The sequence below is a fragment of the Streptomyces sp. MAI_2237 genome, from assembly GCF_054189285.1.
Map to the genome: position 1 here is coordinate 1667482 of NZ_JAJPGQ010000003.1, position 26263 is coordinate 1693744.

General features: G+C 71.8%; 28 protein-coding genes and 2 pseudogenes. 16 read left to right on the plus strand and 14 right to left on the minus strand.

Annotated elements, in window-relative coordinates; all coding sequences use genetic code 11:
* Positions 1 to 150: 150 nt before the first annotated feature.
* Both LN251_RS18090 and LN251_RS18095 read left to right on the plus strand, forming a co-directional pair.
* Positions 151 to 1707: an ABC transporter substrate-binding protein gene (locus tag LN251_RS18090; protein ID WP_458245313.1), complete on the plus strand. Its 1557-nt coding sequence runs from the start codon at positions 151 to 153 to the stop codon at positions 1705 to 1707.
* Positions 1708 to 1803: 96 nt separating this feature from the next.
* Positions 1804 to 2205, plus strand: a complete 402-nt coding sequence (locus LN251_RS18095; RefSeq protein ID WP_458245314.1) for an ATP-binding protein — start codon at positions 1804 to 1806, stop codon at positions 2203 to 2205.
* Positions 2206 to 2229: 24 nt separating this feature from the next.
* Here LN251_RS18095 and LN251_RS18100 read toward each other — a convergent pair whose 3' ends face one another.
* Positions 2230 to 3687 carry an ATP-binding protein gene (locus LN251_RS18100; RefSeq protein ID WP_458245315.1) on the minus strand — a complete coding sequence of 486 codons (1458 nt, stop codon included), beginning with the start codon at positions 3685 to 3687 and terminating at the stop codon, positions 2230 to 2232.
* Entirely contained in the window at positions 3684 to 4373 is a 690-nt protein-coding gene (locus tag LN251_RS18105) for a response regulator transcription factor (RefSeq protein ID WP_249834412.1), read from the minus strand. Before LN251_RS18105 ends, LN251_RS18100 begins: the two co-directional genes overlap by 4 nt.
* A gap of 174 nt (positions 4374 to 4547) precedes the next feature.
* Between LN251_RS18105 and LN251_RS18110 the strand changes: the two genes are divergently transcribed.
* Positions 4548 to 6950: an MMPL family transporter gene (locus tag LN251_RS18110; protein ID WP_458246743.1), complete on the plus strand. Its 2403-nt coding sequence runs from the start codon at positions 4548 to 4550 to the stop codon at positions 6948 to 6950.
* Positions 6951 to 6955: 5 nt separating this feature from the next.
* On the opposite strand, the pseudogene LN251_RS18115 reads toward LN251_RS18110, so the two are convergent.
* The 4 genes and pseudogenes from LN251_RS18115 to LN251_RS18130 all read right to left on the minus strand — a co-directional run bounded on the left by LN251_RS18115 (position 6956) and on the right by LN251_RS18130 (position 9119).
* A pseudogene (locus LN251_RS18115) lies at positions 6956 to 7697 on the minus strand (TetR family transcriptional regulator).
* Positions 7698 to 7707: 10 nt separating this feature from the next.
* The gene (locus LN251_RS18120) at positions 7708 to 8205 is read right to left on the minus strand and encodes a thiol-disulfide oxidoreductase DCC family protein (RefSeq protein ID WP_458245316.1); all 498 of its coding nucleotides are present in this window, start codon (positions 8203 to 8205) and stop codon (positions 7708 to 7710) included.
* Positions 8202 to 8609, minus strand: coding sequence for a hypothetical protein (locus tag LN251_RS18125; RefSeq protein WP_058928225.1), 408 nt, complete (start codon positions 8607 to 8609; stop codon positions 8202 to 8204). The genes LN251_RS18120 and LN251_RS18125 overlap by 4 nt, the downstream gene beginning before the upstream one ends.
* Before the next feature lie 99 nt (positions 8610 to 8708).
* Complete coding sequence (locus tag LN251_RS18130) at positions 8709 to 9119, minus strand: VOC family protein (RefSeq protein WP_458245317.1); 411 nt, start codon at positions 9117 to 9119, stop codon at positions 8709 to 8711.
* A 68-nt stretch (positions 9120 to 9187) separates the two neighbouring features.
* On the opposite strand from LN251_RS18130, the gene LN251_RS18135 reads away from it, so the two are divergent.
* Positions 9188 to 9580 (plus strand): hypothetical protein, encoded by a 393-nt coding sequence (locus LN251_RS18135; RefSeq protein WP_458245318.1) that lies wholly within the window; start codon positions 9188 to 9190, stop codon positions 9578 to 9580.
* Positions 9577 to 9759 carry a DUF7737 domain-containing protein gene (locus LN251_RS18140; protein ID WP_458245319.1) on the plus strand — a complete coding sequence of 61 codons (183 nt, stop codon included), beginning with the start codon at positions 9577 to 9579 and terminating at the stop codon, positions 9757 to 9759. The genes LN251_RS18135 and LN251_RS18140 overlap by 4 nt, the downstream gene beginning before the upstream one ends.
* Positions 9760 to 9762: 3 nt before the next feature.
* Here the strand turns inward: LN251_RS18140 and LN251_RS18145 are convergent, their stop codons facing one another.
* The 6 genes from LN251_RS18145 to LN251_RS18170 all read right to left on the minus strand — a co-directional run bounded on the left by LN251_RS18145 (position 9763) and on the right by LN251_RS18170 (position 14696).
* A complete protein-coding gene (locus LN251_RS18145; RefSeq protein WP_458245320.1) occupies positions 9763 to 10335 on the minus strand; it encodes a hypothetical protein in 573 nt (190 codons plus the stop codon).
* A 200-nt stretch (positions 10336 to 10535) separates the two neighbouring features.
* On the minus strand, positions 10536 to 11315 hold the full coding sequence (locus LN251_RS18150; RefSeq protein WP_058923628.1) for a succinate dehydrogenase iron-sulfur subunit: 780 nt from the start codon (positions 11313 to 11315) through the stop codon (positions 10536 to 10538).
* Complete coding sequence (gene sdhA / locus LN251_RS18155; protein ID WP_458245321.1) at positions 11315 to 13069, minus strand: succinate dehydrogenase flavoprotein subunit; 1755 nt, start codon at positions 13067 to 13069, stop codon at positions 11315 to 11317. The genes LN251_RS18150 and sdhA overlap by 1 nt, the downstream gene beginning before the upstream one ends.
* Positions 13070 to 13088: 19 nt before the next feature.
* Positions 13089 to 13571 (minus strand): succinate dehydrogenase hydrophobic membrane anchor subunit, encoded by a 483-nt coding sequence (locus LN251_RS18160; RefSeq protein ID WP_200701761.1) that lies wholly within the window; start codon positions 13569 to 13571, stop codon positions 13089 to 13091.
* 5 nt (positions 13572 to 13576) lie between these two features.
* Complete coding sequence (gene sdhC, locus LN251_RS18165) at positions 13577 to 13957, minus strand: succinate dehydrogenase, cytochrome b556 subunit (protein WP_079078007.1); 381 nt, start codon at positions 13955 to 13957, stop codon at positions 13577 to 13579.
* A gap of 190 nt (positions 13958 to 14147) precedes the next feature.
* Positions 14148 to 14696 carry a 2-oxo-4-hydroxy-4-carboxy-5-ureidoimidazoline decarboxylase gene (locus LN251_RS18170; RefSeq protein ID WP_458245322.1) on the minus strand — a complete coding sequence of 183 codons (549 nt, stop codon included), beginning with the start codon at positions 14694 to 14696 and terminating at the stop codon, positions 14148 to 14150.
* A gap of 155 nt (positions 14697 to 14851) precedes the next feature.
* Here LN251_RS18170 and LN251_RS18175 point away from each other — a divergent pair.
* The 3 genes and pseudogenes from LN251_RS18175 (at position 14852) to LN251_RS18185 (ending at position 17824) form a co-directional block, all read left to right on the plus strand.
* Positions 14852 to 16508: pseudogene (locus LN251_RS18175) on the plus strand (beta-N-acetylhexosaminidase).
* A 103-nt stretch (positions 16509 to 16611) separates the two neighbouring features.
* The gene (locus tag LN251_RS18180) at positions 16612 to 17151 is read left to right on the plus strand and encodes a hypothetical protein (protein WP_458245323.1); all 540 of its coding nucleotides are present in this window, start codon (positions 16612 to 16614) and stop codon (positions 17149 to 17151) included.
* 106 nt (positions 17152 to 17257) lie between these two features.
* Positions 17258 to 17824 (plus strand): hypothetical protein, encoded by a 567-nt coding sequence (locus tag LN251_RS18185; RefSeq protein WP_458245324.1) that lies wholly within the window; start codon positions 17258 to 17260, stop codon positions 17822 to 17824.
* A gap of 7 nt (positions 17825 to 17831) precedes the next feature.
* Here the strand turns inward: LN251_RS18185 and LN251_RS18190 are convergent, their stop codons facing one another.
* Positions 17832 to 18293: a DUF1877 family protein gene (locus tag LN251_RS18190; RefSeq protein ID WP_458245325.1), complete on the minus strand. Its 462-nt coding sequence runs from the start codon at positions 18291 to 18293 to the stop codon at positions 17832 to 17834.
* Between the two features lie 167 nt (positions 18294 to 18460).
* Here LN251_RS18190 and LN251_RS18195 point away from each other — a divergent pair, with 167 nt between their 5' ends.
* Both LN251_RS18195 and LN251_RS18200 read left to right on the plus strand, forming a co-directional pair.
* Positions 18461 to 18856, plus strand: coding sequence for a hypothetical protein (locus tag LN251_RS18195; protein ID WP_458245326.1), 396 nt, complete (start codon positions 18461 to 18463; stop codon positions 18854 to 18856).
* A gap of 85 nt (positions 18857 to 18941) precedes the next feature.
* The gene (locus LN251_RS18200) at positions 18942 to 19355 is read left to right on the plus strand and encodes a hypothetical protein (RefSeq protein ID WP_458245327.1); all 414 of its coding nucleotides are present in this window, start codon (positions 18942 to 18944) and stop codon (positions 19353 to 19355) included.
* Here LN251_RS18200 and LN251_RS18205 read toward each other — a convergent pair.
* Entirely contained in the window at positions 19348 to 21570 is a 2223-nt protein-coding gene (locus LN251_RS18205; RefSeq protein WP_458245328.1) for an N-acetylmuramoyl-L-alanine amidase, read from the minus strand. The two genes, LN251_RS18200 and LN251_RS18205, sit on opposite strands and share 8 nt — an antisense overlap.
* 256 nt (positions 21571 to 21826) lie before the next feature.
* On the opposite strand from LN251_RS18205, the gene LN251_RS18210 reads away from it, so the two are divergent.
* From LN251_RS18210 to LN251_RS18235, 6 genes are all read left to right on the plus strand, one after another.
* Complete coding sequence (locus LN251_RS18210; RefSeq protein WP_362984874.1) at positions 21827 to 22258, plus strand: hypothetical protein; 432 nt, start codon at positions 21827 to 21829, stop codon at positions 22256 to 22258.
* A 164-nt stretch (positions 22259 to 22422) separates the two neighbouring features.
* Positions 22423 to 23040 carry an RNA polymerase sigma factor gene (locus LN251_RS18215; RefSeq protein ID WP_249834428.1) on the plus strand — a complete coding sequence of 206 codons (618 nt, stop codon included), beginning with the start codon at positions 22423 to 22425 and terminating at the stop codon, positions 23038 to 23040.
* A complete protein-coding gene (locus LN251_RS18220; RefSeq protein ID WP_458245329.1) occupies positions 23037 to 23198 on the plus strand; it encodes a hypothetical protein in 162 nt (53 codons plus the stop codon). Before LN251_RS18215 ends, LN251_RS18220 begins: the two co-directional genes overlap by 4 nt.
* Positions 23191 to 23973, plus strand: coding sequence for a hypothetical protein (locus tag LN251_RS18225; protein WP_458245330.1), 783 nt, complete (start codon positions 23191 to 23193; stop codon positions 23971 to 23973). The genes LN251_RS18220 and LN251_RS18225 overlap by 8 nt, the downstream gene beginning before the upstream one ends.
* 342 nt (positions 23974 to 24315) lie before the next feature.
* On the plus strand, positions 24316 to 24978 hold the full coding sequence (locus LN251_RS18230) for an RNA polymerase sigma factor (RefSeq protein WP_458245331.1): 663 nt from the start codon (positions 24316 to 24318) through the stop codon (positions 24976 to 24978).
* Positions 24978 to 26081 carry a hypothetical protein gene (locus LN251_RS18235; RefSeq protein WP_458245332.1) on the plus strand — a complete coding sequence of 368 codons (1104 nt, stop codon included), beginning with the start codon at positions 24978 to 24980 and terminating at the stop codon, positions 26079 to 26081. The genes LN251_RS18230 and LN251_RS18235 overlap by 1 nt, the downstream gene beginning before the upstream one ends.
* Positions 26082 to 26263: the final 182 nt, after the last annotated feature.

The window sequence follows — 26263 nt, forward strand, 5'->3', positions numbered from 1 at the left end:
ACGGCCGAAACCCCTGGCAGTAACGTCTTTCCCAACTCCCCTGACGGCTCTTCCCCGAGCTCGAACCCGTGTGATTAGGTGAGCCGCGCCACTAGGGGGTGGCATATGTGTTTTTTTGGGGGGCCTTCGGGCCTTGGGGAGGGCCAACCGATGCGTTCGGTTCGCATGCGGGTACTCGCGACGCTGCTCGTTCTGGCGGGCGTGGGGATCGGCGGCTGGCAGTTGCTGCCGTCGCAGGACGACAACGGAAAGACGATCACGGTCGGCACGACGGACTCCGTCACGTCGCTCGACCCGGCGGGCGCTTACGACGCCGGGTCCTGGGCGTTGTTCAGCAACGTCTTCCAATCGCTGCTGACCTTCGAGGCGGGCGGCGCCGCACCCGTCCCGGACGCGGCCCGGAGCTGCGCCTTCGTCGGCAGCGACCTGAAGACGTACCGCTGCACGCTGCGCAGGGGACTCACCTTCCCCAGCGGGCGCGCGATGACCGCCGAGGACGTCAAGTACTCCTTCGACCGCGTCAAGGCGATCAAGTCGGACGTCGGCCCGGCGTCCCTCCTGAGCACCCTCAGGTCGGTCGACGCGAGGGGCTCGACCGTCACCTTCCGGCTGTCCTCGCCCGACGCCACGTTCCCGTTCAAGGTCGCCACCGGAGCCGGCGCGATCGTCGACCGGGAGAAGTACCCGGCGAAGAGCCTGCGCACCGACGGCGGTGTCGACGGAACCGGCCCGTACGAGCTGACGGCGTACACGAAGGGCAAGAGGGCGGTGCTCTCGCCCAACAGCTCCTACAAGGGCGCCGTCGACAAGACCGGCCGCCCCGTCGAACTGCGCTACTACACCGACGCGGACGCCCTGAACACCGCGTGGAAGGCGAAGCAGGTCGACGTGGCCAGCCGTCAGCTGCCGCCCCAGGTGCTGTCCGGACTGTCGGCCAGCGACCCCCATCAGCGCCTCTCGGAGTCCGACAGCTCCGAGACCCGCAACCTCTACCTCAACACCCGCGCCGCCTCGCCCTTGCACGATGTGCGGGTCCGCCGGGCGATGGCCTGGCTGATCAACCGCGAGCAGCTCGCCGCCACCGTCTACAAGGGGACCGTCGATCCGCTGTACTCGCTCATCCCGACCGGCCTGACGGGCCACACCACGTCGTTCTTCGACGCCTACCCCACGCAGAACGCCCAGCGGGCCAGGGCCCTGCTCACCGAGGCCGGCGTGACGCTGCCGGTCCGCTTCACCTACGGCTACGGGAAGAACAGTGGCTCGGCGACTGCCGAGGCCGAGGACCTCAAGCGGCAGCTGGAGGCGAGCGGCCTGTTCAAGGTGACCCTCAAGGGCTACGAGTGGACCGCCTTCCAGAAGCGGTGGGCCACCGGCAAGCTCGACGCCTACGCCGTCGGATGGGTCGCCGACTACCCCGACGCGGACACCTTCGGCGCCACGCTCGTCGGCACCGGCGCCACCATGAACACCGGCTACAGCAACAACGCCGTCGACCACCTCATCCGGACCAGCCAGCAGTACGCCGACCGCGGCGACGCCACCTCCGACCTGCGCACGCTCCAGCAGGACATCGCCCACGACGTGCCGGTGATCCCGCTGTGGCAGGGCAAGGAGTACGTCCTCAGCAGCGAGGACGTCGGCGGCAGCCAGTACCTGGACGACGGCACCGGCGTCTACCGGCTGTGGAGCCTGAACTGGATCTGACCCGATGCCGCCCCACGGACATCCACGGGGCCGACACCGGGTACTCACCCCACGCGGAACCATGTGACGGAGGTGTGCGTGGGGTGAGGAGCGGATGTGTCCAGACGCAACTCCTTCCGGCTGCCCCGGCACCCGGCCTCCGTCGGCCTCGCCCGGCGCCGGGTGCGGGACCACCTGACCGACTGGGGGCACGGGCCGGACGACCGGGCCCTGACGGACACCGTCCTGCTGGTGTCCGAACTGGCGACCAACGTCGTCCGCCACGGCCCGCTCCAGGAGCGGGAGTTCGAGGTCGCGGTGACCGCGCTCGCCGACGGCTCGTGCCTCATCGAGGTCTCCGACGAGGGGCGGCAGGAGCCCCGATCACGGCTGGTGGGGGAGTCGGAGGAGTCCGGCCGCGGACTGCGCCTGGTGGAGAACCTCGCGGCGGCCTGGGGCGTGTGGAGCCGCGGCCACCACGGCAAGACCGTGTGGGCGCTCGTCCTCGCGGCGACCTGAACGCCGTACGACGTGACCCGACGGCTACGTCGTCGCGGCGGCCGCACGCGCCGGCAGCGTGACCGTGACCGCGAGGCCCTCCCCGGGCGCCGTGCGCACCGCCACCTCACCGCCGTGGGCCTGAACGACCCCCTGCACGATGGCCAGCCCCAGACCGCTGCCCGCGCCCCCGCCGGCCCGGAAGAACCGGTCGAAGACCCGCGCCGCGTCCTCGGCGCACAGCCCCGGCCCCTCGTCCGCGACACACAGCCGTACGACGCCGTCCTCCCGCTCCACCCCCAGCCGCACCGGCACCTCGGCCGGTGTGTGCGTGCGGACGTTGCCCACCAGGTTGCCCAGCACCTGCCGGAGCCCCGACTCGTCGGCGCGCACCAGGAGCGAGCCGCCGGCGGCCACCTCGACCGGCCGGTCCGGCTGCTGCGCGCGCAGGTCCTGGGCGGCGTCCCGCACCAGACGGCTGACGTCGACGTTGCGGAAGCGCAGTTCGGGTTGCTGGTCCAGGCGGGCCAGCGTGAGCAGTTCGTCCACCAGGCGCCCCATGCGGTCGGTCTCGGCCAGCACCCGCTCCCAGGCCCGCTTGCGCTCGTCCGGATCGCTGAGCATCCCCTTGTCGTACAGCTGCAGATAGCCGCGTATCGCCGACAGCGGGGTGCGCAGTTCGTGCGAGGCGTCGGCGACGAAACGGCGCAGCTGGGCCGCGCTGTCCTCCCGGGTGCGGTACGCCGACTCCACCTGGTGCAACATGGAGTTCAGGGCCAGCCGCAGCTGCTCCACCTCCTGGGTGGGGTGGTGGCTGGAGGGCACACGCCGGGTCAGGTCGCCCTCGGCGATGGCCGACGACGTCTCCACCATGTCCTCCAGCGGCCGCATCCGCCGTCGCACGCTGAACAGCGTCAGACAGGCCAATAGGGCGAGCAGCAGGGTGCCGATGGTCAGATCGAGCTTGAGGGCCTTCAGCATGCCCCGGTGCAGGGCGTCGGTGGAGCTGGCCAGCAGGATGTAGGTGCCGTCGGGCAGCTGGGTGGCCGTGACGCGGTACAGCGCGCCGTGCACGCTGACGTCCTGCGGCCGGGTGTGCCGCATCAGGGCGTGCGGGTCGCCGACAGCCCGGCTCAGACCGCGCTGTGCCTCGGTGGGCTTGAAGCCGAGGAGGCTGGCGACGTGGCCGTCGGCGTCGACGGCGGCGTAGATCGTGTCCGGGGCCGCGCGCTCGTCGGTCTGCTGCGGGGCGAGCCGGTCGTGGACGAAGCCCAGCACGCTCAGCGAGTCGATCTGCCGCAGGGTCAGCTGCGAACCGCCCAGCGAGTCACGGGTCTTGGTCAGCTCGGTGTCGACCTGGTCCAGCAGGTAGTACCGCATGCCCATCAGGCTGACGGCGGTCGCCGCGACGATGCCCAGGGCGAGCAGCGCGACGTTGGTCAGCGTGAGCTTGGCGCGCAGCGAGTGCAGGCCGCGCTCGCAGTTCAGCCAGCGGCACCTCATGCCAGCCCGTATCCCACGCCGCGCCGTGTGGTGATCACCGGTGGCCCCAGGGCGTCCAGTTTGCGGCGCAGATAGCTGATGTAGGTCTCCACCACGGTCGACTCGGGCGGGGTGTGCTCGTACTGCCAGACGTGCCGCAGCAGTTGCTCCTTGGGCACGATCCGGCCGCCGTTGCGCACCAGGAAGCGCAGCAGCGCGTACTCGGTGGGGGTGAGCTCGACGCTGCGGCCCGCGCGGTGGACGCTGTACGTCGTCTCGTCCAGCTCCAGGTCGCCGTAGCGCAGCGGGGGCCGCTGCGGCAGCACGTCGGCCGGCCGGGTGCGGCGCAGCACCGCCGTGATCCGGGCGACGACCTCGTCGATGTTGAACGGCTTGGTGATGTAGTCGTCACCGAAGCCGAGGGCGCCGACGATCTCGGCGGGCGAGTCGCGCGCGGTGAGGAAGACGAGGGCCAGGTCCGGCTGCCGGTCGCGCAGTTCGCGGCCCAGCGCGCGCCCGTCCCCGTCCGGGAGCATGACGTCGAGCAGCGCCGCGTCCGGCCGGGTGCGCTCGGCGAGCGCGAGGGCCTCGCGGACGGTGCCCGCGACCATCACCTCGAAGCGGTGGTAGCGCAGGGCGATGGCGAGGACGTCCGCGATGCTCGGTTCGTCCTCCACCACCAGCACGGTGCCTGGAGCCGTCGTCATGCCCCCAGTATCGGGCGGGCCACTGACGGCCGGGGCCTGAACCGACTTTGGAATTCCTTGAGAGTCATGGCCGATTCCCACCACGCGCGCGTGGAGGTCCCGATCCTGTTGCCCAGGACCTGGGGGACCGACCGACGACCGGATGACGACGAAGGAGCTTTGATCGTGGCGGCATTGGCACGGTGGTGCTACCGGCACCGGCTGGTGGTCCTGTTGCTGTGGGTGGGGGCGCTGTTCGGGCTGGGCTTCTCGGCCTCGACGGCGGGGACGAACTACGCGAACGTCTTCTCCCTCCCGGACACGGACTCCAAGAGCGCGTACGACCTGATGGAGAAGGCCTTCCCGAACACCTCGGGCGACACCGACACCGTGGTGTGGAAGGTCGACCGGGGTTCGGTGCGGGACAAGGCGGTCCAGGACCGCGTCCGGCCCGCCCTCGACAAGATCGCGCAGATGCCCGGCGTCGGCGCGGTCACCAGCCCGTACGCCGGCCCCCGGGGCGCGGCCCAGATCAGCCGCGACGGCACCATCGCCTACGCGCAGCTGACCTTCGCCAAGCGGGCGAACGAGGTGCCCAAGGACCTCGTGCAGAACGTCCTCGACACCGCGCAGGCGGCGCGGACGAGCGGTCTGCACGTGGAGCTGGGCGGCCAGGCCATCCAGCGCGTCCAGGAGCCGCCCCAGGGCCTGTCGGAGATGGTTGGCATCGTCGCGGCGGCCGTCGTGCTGTTCCTGGCCTTCGGCTCGCTGTTCGCGATGCTGCTGCCCATCGCCATCGCCGTCTTCGGCGTCGGCATGGGCCTGTTCTCCACCCAGCTGCTCAGCCACAGCACCGACATCCCCGACATCGCCCCGCTGCTGGCCTCCCTGATCGGCCTCGGCGTCGGCATCGACTACGCGTTGTTCATCGTCACCCGGCACCGGCGCGGCATCCTGCGCGGCATGGACCCCGAGGAATCGGCCGTCACGGCCCTCAACACCTCGGGGCGCGCGGTGCTGTTCGCGGGCGGCACGGTGTGCATCGCGCTCGCCGGCATGCTCGTCACCCGGCTGCGCTTCCTGGACGGCGTGGTCATCGGCACCTCGCTGACGGTCGTGCTGAGCGTGCTGGCCGCCACGACCCTCCTGCCGGCCCTGCTCGGCTTCCTCGGCCCGCGCGTCCTCAGCCGCCGCCAGCGCCGCCGCCTCGCCGCCGACGGCCCCGAGACGGAGCACGCGAGCGGGTTCGCCGCCCGCTGGTCGGCGAACGTCCAGAAGCGGCCCCGCAGGATCGCCGCGCTCGCCCTGATCGTCATGGCCGTCCTCGCCGTCCCCGTCCTCTCGCTCCGCCTGGGCGCCACCGACCAGGGCAACGACCAGGCGTCGACGACCACCAGGAAGGCCTACGACCTGCTGGCCGAGGGCTTCGGCCCCGGCTTCAACGGGCCGCTGCAGGTGGTCACCGTCGGCGGCGACGCGACCACACTGGTCAAGGACATCCGGGCGACCCCCGGCGTGGCGCGGGCGGCCGCGCTGCCGCCCGCGAAGGGCGTGACCGTGATCCAGGTCGTGCCGACGACGTCCCCGCAGTCCAAGCAGACCGACGACCTCATCGACACCCTGCGCGACCAGGTGATCCCGCGCGCCGGGGCCCAGGCCCACGTGGGTGGGGTGACGGCCGTCTCGAAGGACTTCGCGGCCGTGACCGGCGACCGCCTGCCGCTGTTCGTCGCGACCATCATCGGCCTGGGCTTCCTGCTCCTGCTGGTCGCCTTCCGCTCCCTGGTCGTGCCGCTGACGGCGGCCCTGATGAACCTGATCGCCGCGGCGGCCTCCTTCGGCGTCCTGGTCGCGATCTTCCAGTGGGGCTGGGGCCTGGACCTGCTGAACCTCGGCAAGGAGGGCCCGATCAACGCCTTCCTGCCGGTCATCATGCTGTCCCTGCTCTTCGGCCTGTCCATGGACTACCAGGTGTTCCTGGTGAGCCGCATGCACGAGGAGTGGGTGCACACCAGGGACAACGCGCGCGCCGTGCGCGTGGGCCTGGCGGAGACCAGCCGTGTCATCAACTCCGCCGCCCTGATCATGGTCTGCGTGTTCCTCGCCTTCGTCCTGAGCGGTGACTCGGGCGCGGCGATGGCGGGCGTGGGCCTGGCGGCGGCGGTCGCCCTCGACGCCTTCGTCCTGCGGACGGCGCTGGTGCCGGCCGCGATGCACCTGCTGGGCAACTCCAACTGGTGGCTGCCCGCCTGGCTGGACAAGCGGCTGCCGCATCTGGCGGTCGAGCCGAAGGACGAGGCGGAGGCGGTGGGCCCGGACGGGCCGGCCTCGGCGGTCCACGGCTTCGTCCGCACCGCCGACGGCGAGCCGGTGGACGGCGCCTCCGTGACACTGCTGTCGAAGGGCGGCCGCCAGCTGGACCGCGTGCGGTCGCTCGCGGACGGCTCCTACATCCTGTCCGTACCGGGCCCGGCGACCTACCTGCTGACGGTCACGGCCGAACCGTACGGCACGCGGGCGCGGCAGGTCGTGGTCGAGGGCGGCCCGCTGGTGTACGACGTGGAGCTCGCCGAGGGCGAGGTGGACGCGGTCAACTGACCGCGCTAGGAACCGGACTTGCCGGGGGTGGGCAGCACCTTGGTCATCCCCGGCAGGAAGTCCGTGAACAGCTCGTGCACCTCCCGCACCAGCGGGCGCAGCACCCGGAAGCGGGCCAACGACACGCCCCGGGCCGTCAGCCGGGCCCCCCGTTCCGCCAGCCGGTAGCTGCGCTGCCGGCCCTCGGTCCGGTCGAAGATCCAGTACAGGACGAGTCCCATCTGGGACAGCCACATCAACTCGGGCAGGACGTCCCGCAGTTCCTCGGGGACCTTCGTCTTCGTCGCCCCCGCGAGCACCTCCCGGTGCACGGAGATCGCCTCCTCGCGCGCGTGCTCCGACTCCGGGGAGAACGGGCTGAGCGGGCTGTCCGGGTCGGCGGCGTTCTTGAAGAACTGGACGGCGAACTCGTGGTACGGCGTCGCGATGTCCAGCCACAGCTTCAGCACGCCCGCGAGCCGCGCCTCCAGTTCGGTCTCCCGGTCCAGGACCTCCCGGATCGCCAGCCGGTGCTCGGCGGCGAGGCGGTCGTAGAAGCCCTGGATCAGGTGCTCCTTGCCGGCGAAGTAGTAGTACGCGTTGCCCACGGAGACGCCGGCCCTCCTGGGCGATGGCCCGCATCGTCGTCTTGTCGTAGCCGCGCTCCTGGAAGAGCCGCATGGCCGTCTCCAGGATCAGCGCGCGGGTCTGCTCGGACTTGGTGGTCGGTGCGGTGCCCTCGTCGGGGCTGTCGTTCTTCGCAGGCACGGACGAGAGCCTACGGGGTGGGGCAGGTGCCGTCGGCGCAGCCCGGGGCGGTGTGGGTCCAGCCGTGCGCCGGGTCGTAGGACCAGCCGTCCGTCCGCCCGTACGCCTGCCCGCCCCACCGCTCGGGGCTCCGCCCCCGCTGCGAGCCCCGCCACTTCGCCGCCGCCAGGGCCGCCCCCTTGGCGAACGGCGCGCCCGCCGGGGTGCTGAGCCGGTGCGCGAGGGGCCGGTGCTCGCGCAGCGCCCACAGGGTGACGATCCAGGCTGCGGCGCCCCGGTAGACCTGCCCGGCGTCGCCCACGACGGTGATGTCGTCGAGGGTGGCCCGGTGGTCCAGGCCGGGAAAGTGCCGCCGGGCCCTGTCCGAGTTCGCGGGCACGAGCTCCAGCGGCACGAGCTGCGGCTGCCGGTTCAGCCAGTCCCGCAGGTACGTGCACAGCGAGCAGTCGGCGTCGTACAGGACGGTCAGCCGGCGGACCGGGACCCGGCCCGCCGAGGTGCCGCTCACGCCCCGGCCTGGGGGGCGACCCAGTCCTGCGGGCCGACCGGCGGCATCTGCTCGCGCTCCATGACTCCGCGCCGCCGGATCTTGTTGAGGACGTAGACGTTGCCCAGGTGCATCACGCCGAGCACCAGCAGCACCACGCCCAGCTTGGTCGACAGGGCCTCGAAGATCCCCCGGGTGTCCTCGATGGTCTGGTCGCTGCTGAGGTAGAGGGCGACGAAGCCGAGGTTGACGAGGTAGAAGCCGACCACCAGGAGGTGGTTCACGGCGTCGGCGAGCTGCTCGTTGCCGTGCAGTACGTCGGCGAGGAAGATCCGCCCGTTGCGGCTGAGCGTGCGGGCCACCCAGATGGTGAGCGCGACGCTGACCAGCAGGTAGATGACGTAGGCGATGACCGTACGGTCCATGCCCCACCCCTTCTTGAACGCGTTCAAAAACGCTGACAGGGGTGGACTGTAGACCTCTTTTTGAACGTGTTCAACAGGGATGCCGAGGTGGCCTTCGGATCAGGTCCTGCGGCCCAGCTCCGGCCGCTTCGTGTAGTCCGTGAAGCCGATGACGTTCCCCCACGGATCGGCGATCTCCACCGTCCAGCCGGTGGCCACCGAGGACGGCTCGTCCAGGGGCGCGATGCCCGCCCCGGCGAGGGCGCGCGCCGCCGCCCGCGCGTCCGGCACCTCGATCCACAGCCGCGGGGACGCCCACGGCGGCGGCCGGTGCCCCAGCCCCTCCTCCTGGCGCAGCAGGATCCCGGGCGTCTCGCCCCCGACCTTCAGCAGGGCGATCCGGGCCTCGTCGAACCGGAACCCCACCGCGAACCCCGCGCGCTCGTAGAAGTCGACCGCCCCACCGAGGTCGCCGACCGGCAGCAGGACGTTGTCGAACCCGAGCAGTTCGTAGGACTCGTCATCTGACATAACGTCACAATAGGTGCCGATCCGCCCGGAATCCGTGATTGTCAGTGGCGGCCCGTACCGTCGTCGGCATGGCAATCGTGACGTTCGTCGACGAGACGACCGCGGGGGAGCGGGGAGCCGGCCGGCGGCTGGAGGTCGCCGAGGAGCGGCTCACCGTGCGTGAGCTGATCCGGCGCCGGGTCTTCCAGGAGGTCGCCGAGTACAACACGCGCACGCCCGGCGTGTTCCAGGGGCTGGTGCAGCCCAAGGACACCGAGCGGGTGCTGAACGGGTACGCGCTGCGCACCCCGCGGCGCATAGACCCCGAAGCACAGACCGAGCTGGCGCTGAGGGCCTTCGCCGGTAACGGCTTCCTGGTGCTGGTCGGCGACCGCCAGGTCACCGAGCCGGACGAGCAGATCGAGCTCGCGCCCGGCACCGAGGTCACGTTTCTCAAGCTGGTACCGCTGGTGGGGGGATGACGGTGGGGGAGATCCAGCGGTACAAGGACCTGGTCGGGCAGCGGGCCGCCGACGGCGAGCCGGCGGAGCTGGCCGTCGACGTCGAGGGCGACCGCATGCTGGGAGTGATCCTCAGCAAGGCACTGATGCTGGCCGACGACCTCAAGATCACGGACCCGACGATCCTGAGTCAGCTGTGAGGATCACATGCTGCTCAGCGAACGGGCGTAGTTGATCTGCCCCATGACCGCGGGGAACGTGTGCGGGCCTTGGGCCGGGATCATCGTCGAGTGGTGCCGGCCCGCGCTGGTCACGGTGACCTGGATGAAGCCGGTCGTCCTCTTCTCCTTCATCAGAAGGAAGAACAGGCCGAGCAGACAGAAGATGAAGAAGATGATCGCGAGCACGATGGCGACCGTCGGGATCTTCTCCTCGGTGTGCGACATGTCGGTGGCGTTCCACACCGCGCCGCGCAGCGGCATGGTGCCGGCGGGCGTGATGATCTGATCGCCCATCACCGTGATGTCACCGATGGCGACCAGCGGCGCGCCACCCGTCGGGGCCGGCGCACCCGGCTGCTGCGGGTGGCCGTAGGGCGGAGTGGGAGGTTGCGCGGGATAGCCGTACGCCGGCGTCGCGGGCTGCTGCGGATAGCCGTAACCGGGTGCGGAGTCGGGGTAGCCGTACCCCGGCGGGGGCGTCGTCGGGGGCTGCGCGGGCGGCTTGCCCGGTCCCCACTCGCCCGCTCCACCCTGATACGGATTCGGCTCGGTCATGCGCTCGTCCCCCGTCCCCCGGCCGTGCCCTGTCGGACGGCCCGGCCGGCGCACCATCTTGCCAGCAGGCCCACGACAGCCGCCACTTGATCACCGAGTCGCCGGAGCGTTCCCCTCCGGAGGAGCGTCAATCAGCCAGAACGCGCGAGGGCCCTGTTTCCGAAGTGGTGGAAACAGGGCCCTGACGCGGGGACCGGAAGTCAGAAGCGGCGCGTGATCAGCGCTCGCTTGACCTCCTGGATCGCCTTCGTGACCTCGATGCCGCGCGGGCAGGCGTCCGTGCAGTTGAAGGTCGTGCGGCAGCGCCACACGCCGTCGCGGTCGTTGAGGATCTCCAGGCGCTGCTCGCCCGCCTCGTCACGCGAGTCGAAGATGAAGCGGTGCGCGTTGACGATGGCGGCCGGGCCGAAGTACTGGCCGTCGTTCCAGAAGACCGGGCAGGACGACGTGCACGCGGCGCACAGGATGCACTTGGTGGTGTCGTCGAAGCGCTCGCGGTCCTCGGCCGTCTGCAGCCGCTCGCGCGTGGGCTCGTTCGTGTCCTTCGTGATGAGGAAGGGCATGACGTCCCGGTACGCCTGGAAGAACGGCTCCATGTCGACCACGAGGTCCTTCAGGACCGTCAGGCCCTTGATGGGCTCGACCGTGATCGGCTTCTCGGGGTTGATGTCCTTGATGAGGGTCTTGCAGGCAAGACGGTTCTTGCCGTTGATCCTCATCGCGTCCGAGCCGCAGATGCCGTGGGCGCAGGAGCGGCGGAAGGTCAGCGTGCCGTCCAGCTCCCACTTGATCTTGTGGAGGCCGTCGAGGACGCGCTCCTTCGGGTCGATCTCCAGCTGGAAGTCTTCCCAGACCGCCTCGGCCGAGACCTCGGAGTTGAAGCGGCGGATGCGGAAGGTGACCGTGATGTACGGGGAGTCGGCGAAACCGGGCTCGGGCGCTCCTGCCGCGTCCGCCTTCTCCAGGGTCGGGGTTGCCATCAGTACTTACGCTCCATCGGCTGGTAGCGGGTCTGGACGACCGGCTTGTAGTCGAGACGGATGGACTCGGTGCCGTCGTCGCCCACCTCGCGGTACGCCATGGTGTGGCGCATGAAGTTGACGTCGTCGCGGTTGGGGTAGTCCTCGCGGTAGTGACCGCCGCGGGACTCCTTGCGGGCCAGCGCGGAGACGGCCATGACCTCGGCCAGGTCGAGCAGGTTGCCCAGCTCGATGGCCTCCAGCAGGTCGGTGTTGAACCGCCGGCCCTTGTCCTGGATCGCGACGTTCTTGTAGCGCTCGCGCAGCTCGGCGATCTTCTCGACGGCCGTCTTGATCGTCTGCTCGGTGCGGAACACCATGACGTTGGCGTCCATGGTCTCCTGCAGCTCCCTGCGGAGCACGGACACCCGCTCGGTGCCCGTCGAGGAACGCAGCCTCTCGACCTGGTCGATCACCAGCTGCGCCGGGTTCTCGGGGAGCTCGACGAAGTCGGCCTTCTGGCTGTACTCCGCCGCGGCGATGCCGGCCCGGCGGCCGAAGACGTTGATGTCCAGCAGCGAGTTCGTGCCCAGGCGGTTGGCGCCGTGCACGGACACACAGGCGACCTCGCCGGCCGCGTACAGACCCGGGACGACGGTGGTGTTGTCCGCCAGGACCTCACCCTCGACGTTCGTCGGGATGCCGCCCATCGCATAGTGCGCGGTCGGCTGGATCGGGATGGGGTCCGTGTAGGGCTCGATGCCGAGGTAGGTGCGCGCGAACTCCGTGATGTCGGGCAGCTTGGCGTCCAGCTGCTCCGGCGGGAGGTGCGTGAGGTCGAGGTAGACGTGGTCGCCCTCGGGACCGCAGCCGCGGCCCTCGCGGATCTCCGTGTAGATGGAGCGCGAGACGACGTCACGGGAGGCGAGGTCCTTCATGACCGGCGCGTACTTCTCCATGAAGCGCTCGCCGTCCTTGTTGCGCAGGATGCCGCCCTCACCACGGGCGCCCTCCGTCAGCAGGATGCCCATGCGCCAGATGCCGGTCGGGTGGAACTGGAAGAACTCCATGTCCTCCAGCGGCAGCCCGCGCCGGTACACCGCGGCCTGGCCGTCACCGGTCAGCGTGTGCGCGTTGGACGTCACCTTGAAGAACTTGCCGCAGCCGCCGGACGCGTAGATCACGGCCTTCGCCTGGAAGACGTGGATCTCGCCGGTCGCCAGCTCGTACGCGATGACACCGGCCGAGCGCCGGACGCCGTCGACCTCGGTGATCAGCTGGTCCAGGACGTAGAACTCGTTGAAGAACTCCACGCCCTCCTTGACGCAGTTCTGGTACAGCGTCTGGAGGATCATGTGGCCGGTGCGGTCCGCGGCGTAGCAGGACCGGCGGACCGGGGCCTCGCCGTGGTTGCGGGAGTGCCCGCCGAAGCGGCGCTGGTCGATCGTGCCGTTCGGGGTGCGGTTGAACGGCAGGCCCATCTTCTCCAGGTCGAGGACGGAGTCGATGGCCTCCTTCGCCAGGATCTCGGCGGCGTCCTGGTCGACCAGGTAGTCACCGCCCTTGACCGTGTCGAAGGTGTGCCACTCCCAGTTGTCCTCCTCCACGTTCGCCAGCGCGGCGGCCATGCCGCCCTGCGCGGCGCCCGTGTGGGAGCGGGTGGGGTAGAGCTTGGTCAGCACGGCGGTGCGGCTGCGCTTGGTGGACTCGATGGCCGCGCGCATGCCCGCGCCACCGGCGCCGACGATGACGGTGTCGTACTTGTGGATCTTCATGATTCTCGCAGCCCCGTGCCTAGCGGATGTTCGGGTCGAAGGTGAAGATCACCAGCGTGCCCAGCAGGATGGTGAACACCGTGGCGGTGTAGAGCAGGCCCTTCAGCCACAGCCGGGTGTTCGCGCGCTCCGCGTAGTCGTTGATGACGGTACGCAGGCCGTTCGCGCCGTGCAGCATCGCGAGCCAGAGCATCAGCAGGTCCCAGACCTGCCAGAACGGCGAGGCCCAGCGGCCGGCCACGAAGGCGAAGCCGATCTTCGACACGCCGCCGTCCAGTACGAGCTGGATCAGCAGGTGGCCCAGGACCAGGACGACCAGCACGATGCCGGACAGGCGCATGAACAGCCAGCCGTACATCTCGAAGTTGCCCCGGGTGGACTTCGGGGACTTCTTGGTGCGCTTGCGCGGGGCCTCGATGAGGGGTGCCGGGTTGTCGACGTTGTAGAGGGACTCGCCCTCCACGGGGCCGACGCCGGAAGGGGTGGATTCGGTGGTGGCCATGGGTGTCAGCTCCCGAAGAGTTCACGAGCGGCGTGGCCGAGGACGGGGTAGATCGCCCCGATCATCAGCACGACCCAGACGCCCACGACGGACCAGAGCATCTGCTTCTGGTAGCGCGGGCCCTTCGACCAGAAGTCGACGGCGATGACGCGCAGGCCGTTGAGCGCGTGGAAGAGGATGGCGGCGACGAGGCCGTACTCCAGCGCGGCGACGATCGGGGTCTTGTACGTGGCCACGACCTTGTCGTAGGCCTCGGGAGACACACGGACGAGAGCGGTGTCCAGCACGTGAACGAACAGGAAGAAGAAGATGAGGACGCCGGTGACTCGGTGAGCCACCCAGGACCACATTCCTTCCCGGCCGCGGTACAGCGTTCCAGCCGGCACGGAAGTCCCTCCGGGAGCGGGGATTGGGGCCGCGCCGGCTTTGCCTGTCGGTCGGGCCCGGCCGGGTACGGTCCACCGGCCCCCAGCATCCTAACGACGGTTCCTTGCGGCGCTTACGCCGGGCCTACCGGTGTGATCAAAGTGGCACGCGGATGGGTGAGCGCCGGGGCTTCTGGGGCGGGGTGTCCCGTTATCTGCCGGGTGCGGGCGCGTGGGCGCTGGTCGCGCCGCTCCCCGCGCCCCTGAGCAGGTCGCGGAGCCGTTCCTTCGCGAGGCCGCGGAGTTCCTCCGCGGCCACCACCCGCTCGTCCTCCGGATCGTTCGTCAAACGTGACCGGATCCCTTCGAGGACGTGGTCCAAGGCCTCGGTCGGGGGCACACCGTCCAGGCAGATCACGAACGCGTGTCCGAATTTGGACTCGTATGCGGCGTGGGCGGCGCTCATCGCCATGTGGGCGGCCGAGTACGCCCCGTCCGGCAGTGTCGGCAGCGACTCCGCGGCCAGCGCCTCCGCCAGATCGCCCGGTGCCAGGTCGTACGCGGCCTCGTCCGACGCGGCCAGCAGGGACGCCACGTCCGGATAGGGGCGGTGGACCGAGAGGCGGTCCGCCCAGCGGTGGCTGCGCAGGCAGTCCAGGAGGAGTTTGTGGACCTCCTCGACGGGGGCCGAGTTGAAGGCGTCGAGGACAGCGGGCAGTGTCGGTAGGGCCGGTCGGCCTGGAAGGTGTGTGGGCGTCACGTGTGTTTCGACAGGGGAAGCTGTGAGGGATGTTGTGTCACGGTATCGAGGACGCTCGTGATGTGTCCGACGGATGCCCGAATTTCACCCTCAGGGGAGAGGTTCGGAACGCGTGGTGGACGCATACGGCCGTCCGAGGGTCTTAGGTTGGCGTGGTGAGTCAGCACAGGCGCCGGCATCCGGCGAGGAATGTGAAGACGGGGATCGTGGTCGGTGCGGCCGTGGCCGTGACGGTCGGCGCCGGTGTGGGCCTGGGGCTGTGGGCCTCCGGGGGCGACGGCGGCGGGTCGGCGCAGGAGCAGACGAGCTCCTCCAGCGGCACCTCGGACGGTACGGCGAGCGCTGGGCGCGGGGCCAGCCCGACGCCGAGCCCGACCCGGTCGTACCCGCTCTCGCAGGCGCCCCGCACCATTCCCGCCGTCCGCTCCCACACCGCCGCCCACGGGCCGGGCTGGCGTCCGGCGCGCGGTGAGCGGGTGGTGATCGCCGACGCGAGGCTGGCCGACGAGGGCCGGCTGATCGCCTCCGAGCTGGGGCTGACGTACGCCGGTGCGAAGAAGGACGTGAAGGCCGGGGACCTGCGGCTGGCGGTGAACGGCGGCGCGGGCGCGAACCCGGAGTCGTACACGATGACCGTGCGCGGCGGGACGGTGAGCATCAGCGGGCCCACGGACGCGGGGGTCTTCTACGGCACCCGGACGCTGAAGCAGGAGGTGCACGACGGGGGCACGGCGCCCGAGGGGGTCGTGAAGGACCAGCCGGCCAAGCCCGTGCGCGGTTTCATGCTCGACATCGCCCGCAAGAATTTCACCGCCGGATGGATCGAGGACCGGGTCCGGGAGCTGGGGGACCTGAAGTTCAACGAGCTCGGGCTGCACTTCTCCGACGACCAGGGCTTCCGTATCGCGTCCGACACCCACCCCGAGGTCGTCTCGCAGCAGCATCTGACCAGGGCCGAGGTCAAGCGGATCGTCGCGCTCGCGCAGAGCCGGCACATCACGGTCGTCCCCGAGATCGACTCGCCCGGCCATCTGGGTGCCGTCATCGCCGCCCACCCCGACCTGCAGCTGCGCAACGCGAGCGGGGTCGCGACGCGCGGTGCCGTCGACATCTCCAAGCCGGCCGCCGCCAAGATCGTCGACGACCTGCTGAACGAGTACGCCGGCCTCTTCCCGGGCGGGCAGTGGAACCTGGGCGGCGACGAGTACCAGGCGCTGGTGGTGGCGAACCCGCAGGGCCTCCTATCCGCAGCTGGCCGCGGCGGCGCGGCAGAAGTACGGGTCCGGCGGGACGGTCTCCGACCTGACGACCGGGTGGCTCAACGACCGCGCCGCCACCGTGCGGGCCCACGGCAGGACCATGCGGGCCTGGAACGACGGCTTCCTCGCCGCCAGCTCGGTGCAGCCCGCCAAGGACCTGCGGGTCGGGTACTGGACCGGCAAGGAGTACGGCGCGCGGCAGCCGGTGGCCTATCTGGCCGCGGGGCGCAAGCTCGTCAACTACAACGACGAGTTCCTCTACTACGTCCTCGGGCAGCCCAACAACTTCGTCTACCCGACCGGGCAGCGGATCTACGAGCAGTGGACGCCGCTGGTCGTCCGGGGCACGGTGTCCGTGCCGGCCCGATACGACGCGCAGATCCTCGGCGGCAGCTTCGCCGTGTGGTGCGACCTGTCGGGCTCGCAGACGCAAGGCCAGGTCGCGGCCGGGATCCGGATGCCGCTGCGGGCCACCGTGCAGAAGCTGTGGGACCCGCGCCGGCCCGCGCTGTCCTGGGCGCAGTTCAAGGCGCTCGCCGGCCGGCTGGGCTGATCCCCGGCCCACGGCGGCCTTTTTGTCCCATACGGCTGCGAACGGCAGTACGACTGTGGTGTATTCGGCGCGAGCCGAAGCCGAGATGTCGTGGGGGCGGGACATGGGCTACTGGGGGTACTACGTCGTGGGGCGCGGCGAACGGCCGCTCGCCGAGTTCGACGCGCTGGCCGGCGTCCAGGAGGGCATGGAGCTGCGGGCCGAGGCACCCGGCGGCTGGCAGGTCTGGGAGTGTCCGGGCGGGGGCGGCGAGGTGGGGAACATGAACGTCCTCGCCGCGCAGACCGGCGCCCCCGCCCTGTTCGGGTACGTCATGAACAGCGACTGCGTGGTCGTCGAGGCGGCCGCGCCCGAGAGCGGGGCGTGGACGACGTGTCTGGCCCGGGCCGCCATGGCCGGATACCTCGGCGGGCAGGAGGGGCTCACGCTGGAGGACTACTTCCTGGACCCGCGTGACGCGGCGGAGCGGGCCGTCGCCTGGGCCGCGGAGGCGGACCGCGACGCCGACGCCGCGGCGCTGGCCGAGGTGCTCACCGCCGACCCCGAGCCTCCCCCGTTCTCTACTTCGCTCGAGCGGGGGGACCCCCTGGCCGAAAACCTCTTCTTCCGCTTGCTCGACCGCCTGGGCGTGGTGCCGCTGTGACACTCCCGAGCCGTCGCACGCAGTAAGGGGAAGTGCGGGCTCCGTTAAGGAAGGGGCCCGGTGAAGCCGTGCGAGACCTGCAGGGGGCCCGCAGAGGGAGGCGTGGATGAGCCTGGTGGAGTTGATCGCTCAGGCCGACGAGCGCGGACTGGCCGCCAGTGGGTTGGCTTGTTTGGACCGGTGCGTGCCGCTGCTGGGCGGCGACGACGAGGTGCTGCGCCCGCTGTGGGCGAGCCTTTCGGACGCCGGGGACGCCGCCGACTGGGGTGAGCTGCTGGAACAGGTGCGCGGCAAGCTCGCGGGGGCCGAGGAGTACGCCGGCTCCCCGGAGGACGAGGCGGCGCTGCTGGCCCGCCGGATGCTGGCCGCCGCGCCGGTCGACCCGTCGGCCGCGGAGGCGCGGGTGTGGGCCGACGCGTGTTCCGTCGCCGCGCTGCAGATACACCGGCTGCTCGATCCGATGGAGGACGAGCAGGACTCCGTCGACGCCCGGCGTGAGGGGCGTACCGAGGGCATGTCGCCGCTGGTCGCCGCGGAGCTGCGGCGGCAGGTGACCGTGCTCGAGGTCCTCGCCGGGCACGGCGCGGCCGGGCTGCGGCGTGCGCTGGAGGTGTCCGTCGAGGGGCGGCGGGTGCTGCGGGCGGTCGTGTCGCGGAGGGCGCGCCAGCGGTAGCGCCGGGTCAGCACAGCAGGCACTTCACCACCGCGTCGCCGTACGCCGCGGTCCGGCTGTAGAACGCCGTCAGGTCGCGGTGCGTCGCCGCGAAGACCGTGTGGAGTTCGTCCTCCAGGTCGCCGTCGAGGTGCTCCGGCAGGAGCTCCTCGCGGGCCGGCTGCCACAGCTCCTCGAAGTCGGCCGAGGTCAGGAACGCGGCGACCCGGCCCACCTGGGCGGCCGTCAGCATGAGGAACGGGGGATTGTCGGGGACGGGGTGGTTCACCGGTCTGCCGCCCAGGACCACCGGGGCGCCGGCGTAGAGGAGGTCGTGGTCCAGGTAGCTCCTGTCCAGCACCTCCTCCCGGTGCCGGCCGATGCGTTCGCGTACGGCGTTCCAGTCGTCCTCGAACAGCCGTCGCATCCAGTTCGCGCTGTTGCGCAGTGCCGGGGGCGGCACCGCACGCAGATGGAAGTACATGCTCATCAGTCAGTGGAGCGCAAACGGCCGCCCAGACGTCACTCCCGGACAAACCTCCCAGGTGGGGCGGGTGTGTGGCCGTTGTGCGGCGGAGGTGGGGCGGTCCTGCGCCAGTCTCGCGGGATCCTGCGATGCGCAGTGACGCAGGACACCTCGTGCCCGCTCCTGTCTGTGTGACTACCTTCCAGGAGACCAGGCCGAACGCGGCGACGAAGCCCGTCCGGTGGGCGGCGGACACCGTGGCGGCGATGCGGGAGGGGGCGCGGCTGCGCCTCGACTACTCGGCACAGAGCCTGTGGCGCGTCGACCGGATGATCGAGGAGATACGCCGGGAGGGCCCGCCGTACGCCGCCGTGGAGAAGGCGCTGCGCGGCTTCGGGGCCTACGCCGGCGAGGTCGTCGTCCGGCAGGCCGGCGCCGAGTGGTGGGCAAGCGGCGGCGATCACTGGATCCGGACCCCGGACGGCCGGTTCTGGGACCCCATCGACGAGGCGCGCCGCTGCTTCCACGGCGACGGGTCCCTGCGGTTGCTGTGCCGGGAGGCGACGGCGGCGAAATCGCCGCAATAAGAGACGTGAGCGTTCCCAAAGCGGTGCGGCGCGGAGCACCCAGGTCGCGGCCCGGCTGCTGAACCGGGTCCCGCCGCGCACGCTGATGGTCCCGGGGCTGCTGCCGGCGGCCGGCGCGCCGGCGATCACCGCACAGGTGGGCACCGAGCCGGCATGCGCCCCGCACGTGCTGCCCGCGATGCTGATGCTCGGCCTCGGCAGGGGCATGGGCATGATGACGTCCGTGTCGCAGGCCACCGGCAGCGTCGCCCCGCGCGACTCCGGCGCCGCCTCGGCGACCTTCAACACCGCTCAGCAGGTGGGCGGTTCGATCGGTACGGCGCTGCTGAACACGATCGCCGCGAGCGTGACCGCCCGCTGTCTCACGGCGCACGTGGGGCCGGGGGCGAACCGGCGGGCGCTGCAGGCGGAGGCGACCGTGCTCGTGAACGCGGACCGGGCGCCCACCCCGCAGAGTGCGCAGGAGCGGACGCCCGAACCGGTGGACACGGCTACTTGACGTAGACCAGGCCGTCCGTCGTGACCGTCGGGCGGCCACTGGTACCGACCACCACGATCTTCACGGTGTGCTGGGCGCTCGACGACCAGGTCTTCGTCCAGATGGCCTGGCGGTACAGAGTCGTCGACGACTTCAGGTCGACCGTGGTGACCTTCACGCCGTCGACGTACACGTACGCCTGCCCGGAGCTCGATGCCCGGGAGACCACCCAGGACGCCGAGCGGCCGGTGAACGTCCAGCTCAGGCTCGCGCCCTTGGAGCCGCTGGAGTACGACTTCCCGCCCAGGTAGCTGGTCGACGAACGGGCCGTCCAGCTGCCGGACTTGGTCGCCGAGGTCTCCTGGAGGATCACCGGAGTGTAGGACGGCGAGGAGGTGCGGGTGTTGCCCGCGTAGTCGTACGCCTTCATCGACCAGGTCGATGCGGTGCCGGACTTGGCGGTGCGGCTGGAGCTGGTCGTGGTCGGGCCGAAGGCGGCCGTCGTCGGGGAGAGCAGGCTGACCGACTTCAGGGCCTGGCCGTCGGTGGCCTTCCAGCCGAGGGTGACCGGGACCGCGGTGGTGTTCACCGTGCCGGTCCGCAGGGAGATCTTCGGCGTGGTGGTGAAGGACGGCGCGGTGGTGTCGGTGGCGAAGTTCAGCGCGCCGGTCGTCACCGTCTTCCCGGACTGGTGCACGGCCCGTACGGCGACGGTGTGGGTGCCGGACGCGAGGGTGGCGGCCGCCGAGCCGGCCGTGCCGGAGGCGGTGGCGGCGACCTTGCCGTCCACCAGCAGCTCGAACCGCGAGATCAGCGAACCGGGCGTGGTCGTCGACCACTTCACGGTGATCGCGCCCTTGGTGTAGTACGTCGAGCCCGACAGGCCCGCGCCGGAGACCGAGGTGACCTTCAGGCCCTGCACCGGTCCCGCCGCCCAGGCGCGGACGGTCGGCAGCTGGGCGTAGAGGGAGCTGCCGGGGCACTGGGTGTTGTATCCGTCGCGGTGACCGGAGACCCGGTTGAAGGTGTAGGAGGTGCCCGCGGTGAAGCCGGCACCGGAGTAGTTCGTCTGGGTCGCGCCCGCCTTCAGCTGCACGGTCGTCGCCGGGTCGGCGTGGTACTGGCCGAGCTTCCAGGCCGCGACACGGGCGATCGAGGCCAGGGCCGCGTTCGAGGCGCCGGTGGTCGTGTAGTCGCCGAGGACGGCGATACCGGCCGCCTCGCGGTTCCAGCCGTAGGTGTGCGCGCCGAGCACCGGCAGGTCCACGCCGCCCTTGCGGCCCTCGAAGACCGTGCCGCACTTGTCGACCAGGAAGTTGTAGCCGATGTCGTTCCAGCCGTTGGTCTGCGTGTGATACGCGTAGATGCCGCGCACGATGGCCGCCGAGTCGGCGCACGAGTAGTCGTTCGTGCCGTCGGTGTGGTGCACGAACACGGCCTTCACGTCGGCGTTGTACTCCGACGGCTGCGGGCTCAGCGACTCGTCGGCGCCCCAGCCGGCCCGCGAGACGATCGGCGGCTCCGGCACGGTCGACGGGGGAGCGGTGGGCGTCGTGGCCGACGGACCGGCGGAGACCGAGGCGGAAGCCGACGCCGAGGCGGAGTCGCTCGGGGACGCGGAATCGGTGGGTGTCGCCGAATCGGTCGGTGAGGCGCTGTCGGTCGGCGACGCGGTGTCCGTCGGTGACGTGCTGTCGGTCGGGCTCGCCTCCGCCACGTACGCGGCCGGCTCGGCCCGCTGCTCGGCGGCCGTCGCCACACCCGGGTCGACCAGGCTGACCCGCAGGTCCCTGGGCAGGGCCGGGCCGGCGGTGCCGTCCTTGCGGACGACCCGGACCTGCACGCCGTCGGACGGACCGACCCACAGCGGCTCGGAGGCGCCGCGCGCGGCGGCCCGCGCCCGCGGGTCCTCCAGCGGGTCGACGTCCGCCTCCAGGGGCCGCCAGCCGGTCCACTCACCGGTCTCCACGCTGTGCGTGCGCACCTGGGCCGCGCCGCGCAGCCGCGCGCCCGCGCCCTGCCAGGAGACGCCGAGCATCGAGAACGGCTTCGTGCCCGTCCGCGGCAGCTCGCGCCCGCCGTCCGCGCCGCTGCGCAGCGCGAGGTCGTAGACCCGCACCGGCCGCTTGGCCTGTCCGATCCCGTCGCCGGAGGACGGGCTGGCGACGGCGTACGTCACCACGCCCGCCCCGCCCAGCACCACGGCCCCGAGCGTCAGCCAGGCCCGTCGCCGCATGCTCAGCGGTCTGTAGGCGCGCGCATTACGAGGACTCAACTACCCCACCCCTAGAGAAGGTTCACGGCTGTCGCGCCTGTCACCGCAGGCGGACACTGACCCAGCGCGGGACTTTGGCCAAACGTCACCCAGTGAAAAGGTTGTACGCGCCCGCGATTTTTTTGTGTGGCGATCGACACCCCCGAACCGCGTGATGTTCCTGACGCGCCGGCCGCTGGATGAGCCGGGAGCGTCGATCTGGAGGGGGAACCGGCTCATGGCGGAAGACCGCGCGGGCGAACCGCGCGCCGAGGAGATGCGGGCCCGTGCGGCCGCCTTCGTCGCCCACGTCACCGCGCGCAACCGGCTGCCGCTGGACTACTCCGAGCGCAGCCTGCGGGTCGTCGACTTCATGGTCGACGGCCTGCGCAAAGGCGGCGCCGACCCGGACCGGGCCCGGGGCACGCTGGTCGCCCTCGGCGCCTACGCCGGCGAGGTGCTCGTCCGGCGCGCCGGCGCGGTCTGGGTGGACTGCGACGCCTCCCAGCGGACCTGCTTCGGCCAGCCGGTGGCGGTGCGCATGCCGGACGGGCGGGTCTGGAACCCGCTCGGCAAGGTCCGCAACCGCTTCGAGACGGGCGCCCCCGAGGAATCGCTCCAGCTCTTCTACCTGAGACTGCACGGCCGTGCACGGCGGGTCGCCGCCTGACCGACGAGCCCGCGCCGGGTCCGACACGCCCGGGACGACCGATCTGCTGTGACACTTCCGTGACGCGTGGCGCTGAGGACCGTGAAGGCGTGCGCACGGACGGAGGTGGCGCACGGCCGGGCCCGCAAGGGCCCCCTTCGCACTCGTACGAACGAGGACAGTTGTTGGGCCAGGGACGGGAACCCCGCCGCGTACAGGCGTACGACGCGGAGCTGGGCGCGGCCGTCGCGCGGGCCCAGGAAGGCGACGAGGCCGCGTTCGCGGTCGCGTACCGGATCGTGCAGCCCGGACTGCTCGGCTACCTCCGCGGGATCGTCGGCGACGACGCCGAGGACGTGGCCTCCGACGCCTGGCTGGAGATCGCCCGGGACCTCGGCAGGTTCCAGGGCGACGGCCAGGGCTTCCGCGGCTGGACGGCGACCATCGCCCGGCACCGGGCCCTGGACCACCTGCGCCGGCAGAAGGTGCGGCCGCGGTCCTCCGCGCTGGAACAGGACGTACTGGAGCTGCCCGGCCGCCACACCACCCACGACCAGGCCCTGGAGGCGCTCTCCACCGAGCACGCCCTGGAACTGGTCCGCAGCCTGCCCCGGGACCAGGCGGAGGCCGTGCTGCTGCGCGTCGTCGTCGGCCTCGACGGGCCCGCCGCAGCCCGCGTGCTCGGCAAGCGGCCGGGCGCCGTGCGCACCGCCGCGCACCGGGGCCTCAAACGCCTGGCCACCCGGCTGGGCGGCACAGGTGTGACGAATGACGACCCCCGGACGCTGGGTGAGTCGAAATGAACGGCGGCGGAGGCGGACACGTCAACAACGGCGTGGGCGTCGGCACGAGCCGGGGCACGGAGGGCGGCGCGGCCGCCGAGGGCAGCGGGACGGACGACGACCGCCGGCTGCCGGACAGCAGCGGGGCGTCGGACACGGATGGATACGGACATGGGTGAACGGCAGGGCGACGGCAGTGGGCACGGCCGTCGGCGCGTGCACCCGGGCGAGGCGGTGCCGGGCTCCCAGGAGTGGGCCGGCGGCCCGCGGCTGGAGTCGCTGCTCGTCGGCGCCATGCGCTCCGGCGCCCTCGACACCGAGGCGGAGCAGCGCGCCGTGGCCGCGTTCCGGGCCGCCCGCGACGCCGGCGCGCACCAGGCGCGGACCCGGCGCCGGGACGACTGGCGGCCCGGCGCGCAGCGGCGCACCCGCCGCTCCCTGAAGGCGACCCTCGCCCTGATCCTGGGCGGTCTCACCCTCAGCGGTGCCGCCTACGCGGCGATCGGAACCGTCGGCTCCTCCCACGCCCACCATGACGGCCGGCGCCAGGGCGTGCCCGCCGCCGGCACGGACGCGCCCGCGGCCACCCCGGCCGACGGCTCCACGACGCCCGGCGCGGCCGGCGCCTCGCACCACCCCGAGACGGCGAAGGACATCGACGCCCACTGCCGGGCCTACGAGAACGCGGACGGCAACGGCAAGGCACTGGCCTCGACCGCCTGGAAGCGGCTGATCGCGGACGCGGGCGGCGAGCGGAACGTCGGCGCGTACTGCGCCGAGCGGCTGCGGCCGGACACCGGCAAGGCCGACCGGACCAGGACGCCGAAGACCCCGCAGAAGACGGCCGCGGGCAACGCGCAGAACTCCGGCAACGCCGGGGGCTCGGGCAACGCCGGCAGCTCCGGGGGCGCGGGGGACGCGGCGGGCGACGGCAACGCCGCGAAGAACAAGTAGCCTCACCGGCCCGGAGTCCGGGGCCCCGCCCGGCTCATCGGCGTCGGGCCCGGCACCGAAGCAACGGCCGGGGCCGCCACCCCCCACAGGAGAGGCCCCGGCCGTCGCGCGGTCGGGCCGCGCGGCCCGTACTCCCTACAGCGCCATGAGTGCGGTTTCTGTCACACCCCGCGTGCGTTCCGCCGCATCACAAGGTGGTTGCACCTTGTACGGACATGGACGAGCAGCGGTTTCAGGTCGTAACGTGCCTTTCGCGCCGGACGCGGATGTCGGACGACCGCCCGTCGGCGGCGGCCCGGACGCCGTGACCGACGGCCGACCCTTCGACTGAGGAACAAACGGGTGCTGGGGGACGACGCGGAGCTGACCGCCGCGGTGCTTGCGGCACAGGACGGGGACGAGACCGCGTTCCGGACTGTGTACCGAACCGTGCACCCACGCCTGCTCGGGTACGTCCGCACCCTCGTCGGCGATCCGGACGCGGAGGACGTCGCCTCCGAGGCCTGGCTGCAGATCGCCCGTGACCTGGACCGGTTCACCGGGGACGCGGACCGCTTCCGCGGCTGGGCGGCCCGCATAGCCCGCAACCGCGCGCTGGACCACATACGCATGCGCGGCCGCCGCCCCGCCATCGGCGGCGACGAGACGGAACTGACCGGCAAGCCCGCCGAGTCCGACACCGCGGGCGAGGCCATGGAGGCCCTGTCCACCGGCCAGACCCTCTCCCTGATCGCCCGGCTGCCGCAGGACCAGGCCGAGGCCGTCGTGCTGCGCGTGGTCGTCGGGCTCGACGCCAAGACCGCGGCCGAGACCCTCGGCAAGCGCCCGGGGGCCGTGCGCACGGCGGCGCACCGCGGACTGAAACGACTGGCCGAGCTGCTCGGACAGGATCCGGAATCGGCCGGCGGCCTCGACGGAATGCCACCCCAGAGAGAACCGCGCGGCCGCGCGGTGACGTCCGCGAGTGTGACGCATATGCGCGCGCGGACGCAGAAGGACTTGTGATGGCCGACGAGCAGTACACGTGGCTGGACCGTGCGACAGCGGAGGCTCTGCTGCGCGGCGAGTCACCGGAAACTGTCGACGCCGCCGCCCGTGACCAGGCCGAACGGCTCGCGAAGACCCTTGAGGCACTCACCGCCGAACCCCCGCCGACCAGCGCGGAACTCCCGGGCGAGGCCGCCGCGCTGGCCGCGTTCCGGGCGGCGCGCGAGGAAGCGCCCGCCGCGCGGTCCGGCGCCGGCCACCGCGCCGGCGCCCATGTCTCCGACGCCGGGCTCGTCCGCATCGGCGGACGCGCCCCGGACGGCCGGCGTGCCCGCCGGGGCCGGTCCGCCCGCTTCGCCCTGACGGCCGTACTGGCCTCCGGCATGGTCGGCGGAGTCGCGTACGCGGTGACAAGCGGAGCCCTGCCGACGCCGTTCGGCGGCGCCCCCCGCCCCGCCGGCTCGGTCACGGCCCCCGCGTCCCAGAGCCCCCTCGTCTCGCCGTCACCGCACGGTCTGCCGGGCAGGCCCTCGCCGGACGGCTCGACCGGCGGCACCGGCCCGACCACCCCCGGGAAGACGCCCGGCGACCGGCCGTCGGCCACGCCCGGCGCCGGGGACGGCGCCTGGTGGCGGCGGCAGGCCCCCTCTGCCTGCCGCGACGCGCTGCGCGGCAAGGACCTGAGCGGTGAGCGCAGGCAGGCCCTGGAGAACGCGGCCGGCGGCTACACGCCCGACCGTGTCCTGAAGTACTGCAGGAACGTCCTGGCCGGTACCCCGGGCGCGGCCGGCGGCGGCAAGGGCCAAGGCGGCGGCAAGGACGACGGCGGCGACCACGGCAGCGGCAAGAGCAAGGGCAACGGCAAGGGCAACGGCAACGGCAAGGGCGGCTCGGGCAAAGGCAAGGGCGAGGGGCAGGGCGGCGGCCGGGGCAACCAGAACGGCGGCGGCCAGGGCGGTGACGACGACGCTCACATAGCCCCCGGCGGCAAGGGCCACGGCGGCGGCCGGAAGGGCGGCGACACCTCCGCCGGCCCCGCCCTGCCCGGACGTCCGCTCACGACGCAGGCGCCCTCACCGGAGCCGACGTACACCGCCCTGAACCTGTCGGACCAGCTCTGAGCTGCGGTTTCGCGCGTCGAAGATTTTTCTTCCGCCGGCCAGTAACGTTTTCGGCCCCCTCGTCGCAGTACTGAGTGAGCCGACTGGTCATCGGCCGTCGCACAGAGCCGGGGTTCCCCCCGTACCCACGGCTCGTGCAACTCGGCGCGGGCGGGACACGTTCCCCCGGTCCCGCCCGCGCC

Coding starts and splice junctions, on each gene's coding strand:
- LN251_RS18090 (WP_458245313.1), top strand. CDS start 151: ATGCGTTCGGTTCGCATGCGGGTACTCGCGACGCTGCTCGTTCTGGCG.
- LN251_RS18100 (WP_458245315.1), bottom strand. CDS start 3,687: ATGAGGTGCCGCTGGCTGAACTGCGAGCGCGGCCTGCACTCGCTGCGC.
- LN251_RS18105 (WP_249834412.1), bottom strand. CDS start 4,373: ATGACGACGGCTCCAGGCACCGTGCTGGTGGTGGAGGACGAACCGAGC.
- LN251_RS18125 (WP_058928225.1), bottom strand. CDS start 8,609: ATGGACCGTACGGTCATCGCCTACGTCATCTACCTGCTGGTCAGCGTC.
- LN251_RS18130 (WP_458245317.1), bottom strand. CDS start 9,119: ATGTCAGATGACGAGTCCTACGAACTGCTCGGGTTCGACAACGTCCTG.
- LN251_RS18135 (WP_458245318.1), top strand. CDS start 9,188: ATGGCAATCGTGACGTTCGTCGACGAGACGACCGCGGGGGAGCGGGGA.
- LN251_RS18140 (WP_458245319.1), top strand. CDS start 9,577: ATGACGGTGGGGGAGATCCAGCGGTACAAGGACCTGGTCGGGCAGCGG.
- LN251_RS18145 (WP_458245320.1), bottom strand. CDS start 10,335: ATGACCGAGCCGAATCCGTATCAGGGTGGAGCGGGCGAGTGGGGACCG.
- LN251_RS18150 (WP_058923628.1), bottom strand. CDS start 11,315: ATGGCAACCCCGACCCTGGAGAAGGCGGACGCGGCAGGAGCGCCCGAG.
- sdhA (WP_458245321.1), bottom strand. CDS start 13,069: ATGAAGATCCACAAGTACGACACCGTCATCGTCGGCGCCGGTGGCGCG.
- LN251_RS18160 (WP_200701761.1), bottom strand. CDS start 13,571: ATGGCCACCACCGAATCCACCCCTTCCGGCGTCGGCCCCGTGGAGGGC.
- LN251_RS18180 (WP_458245323.1), top strand. CDS start 16,612: ATGGGCTACTGGGGGTACTACGTCGTGGGGCGCGGCGAACGGCCGCTC.
- LN251_RS18185 (WP_458245324.1), top strand. CDS start 17,258: ATGAGCCTGGTGGAGTTGATCGCTCAGGCCGACGAGCGCGGACTGGCC.
- LN251_RS18190 (WP_458245325.1), bottom strand. CDS start 18,293: ATGAGCATGTACTTCCATCTGCGTGCGGTGCCGCCCCCGGCACTGCGC.
- LN251_RS18200 (WP_458245327.1), top strand. CDS start 18,942: ATGGTCCCGGGGCTGCTGCCGGCGGCCGGCGCGCCGGCGATCACCGCA.
- LN251_RS18205 (WP_458245328.1), bottom strand. CDS start 21,570: ATGCGGCGACGGGCCTGGCTGACGCTCGGGGCCGTGGTGCTGGGCGGG.
- LN251_RS18210 (WP_362984874.1), top strand. CDS start 21,827: ATGGCGGAAGACCGCGCGGGCGAACCGCGCGCCGAGGAGATGCGGGCC.
- LN251_RS18220 (WP_458245329.1), top strand. CDS start 23,037: ATGAACGGCGGCGGAGGCGGACACGTCAACAACGGCGTGGGCGTCGGC.
- LN251_RS18225 (WP_458245330.1), top strand. CDS start 23,191: ATGGGTGAACGGCAGGGCGACGGCAGTGGGCACGGCCGTCGGCGCGTG.
- LN251_RS18235 (WP_458245332.1), top strand. CDS start 24,978: ATGGCCGACGAGCAGTACACGTGGCTGGACCGTGCGACAGCGGAGGCT.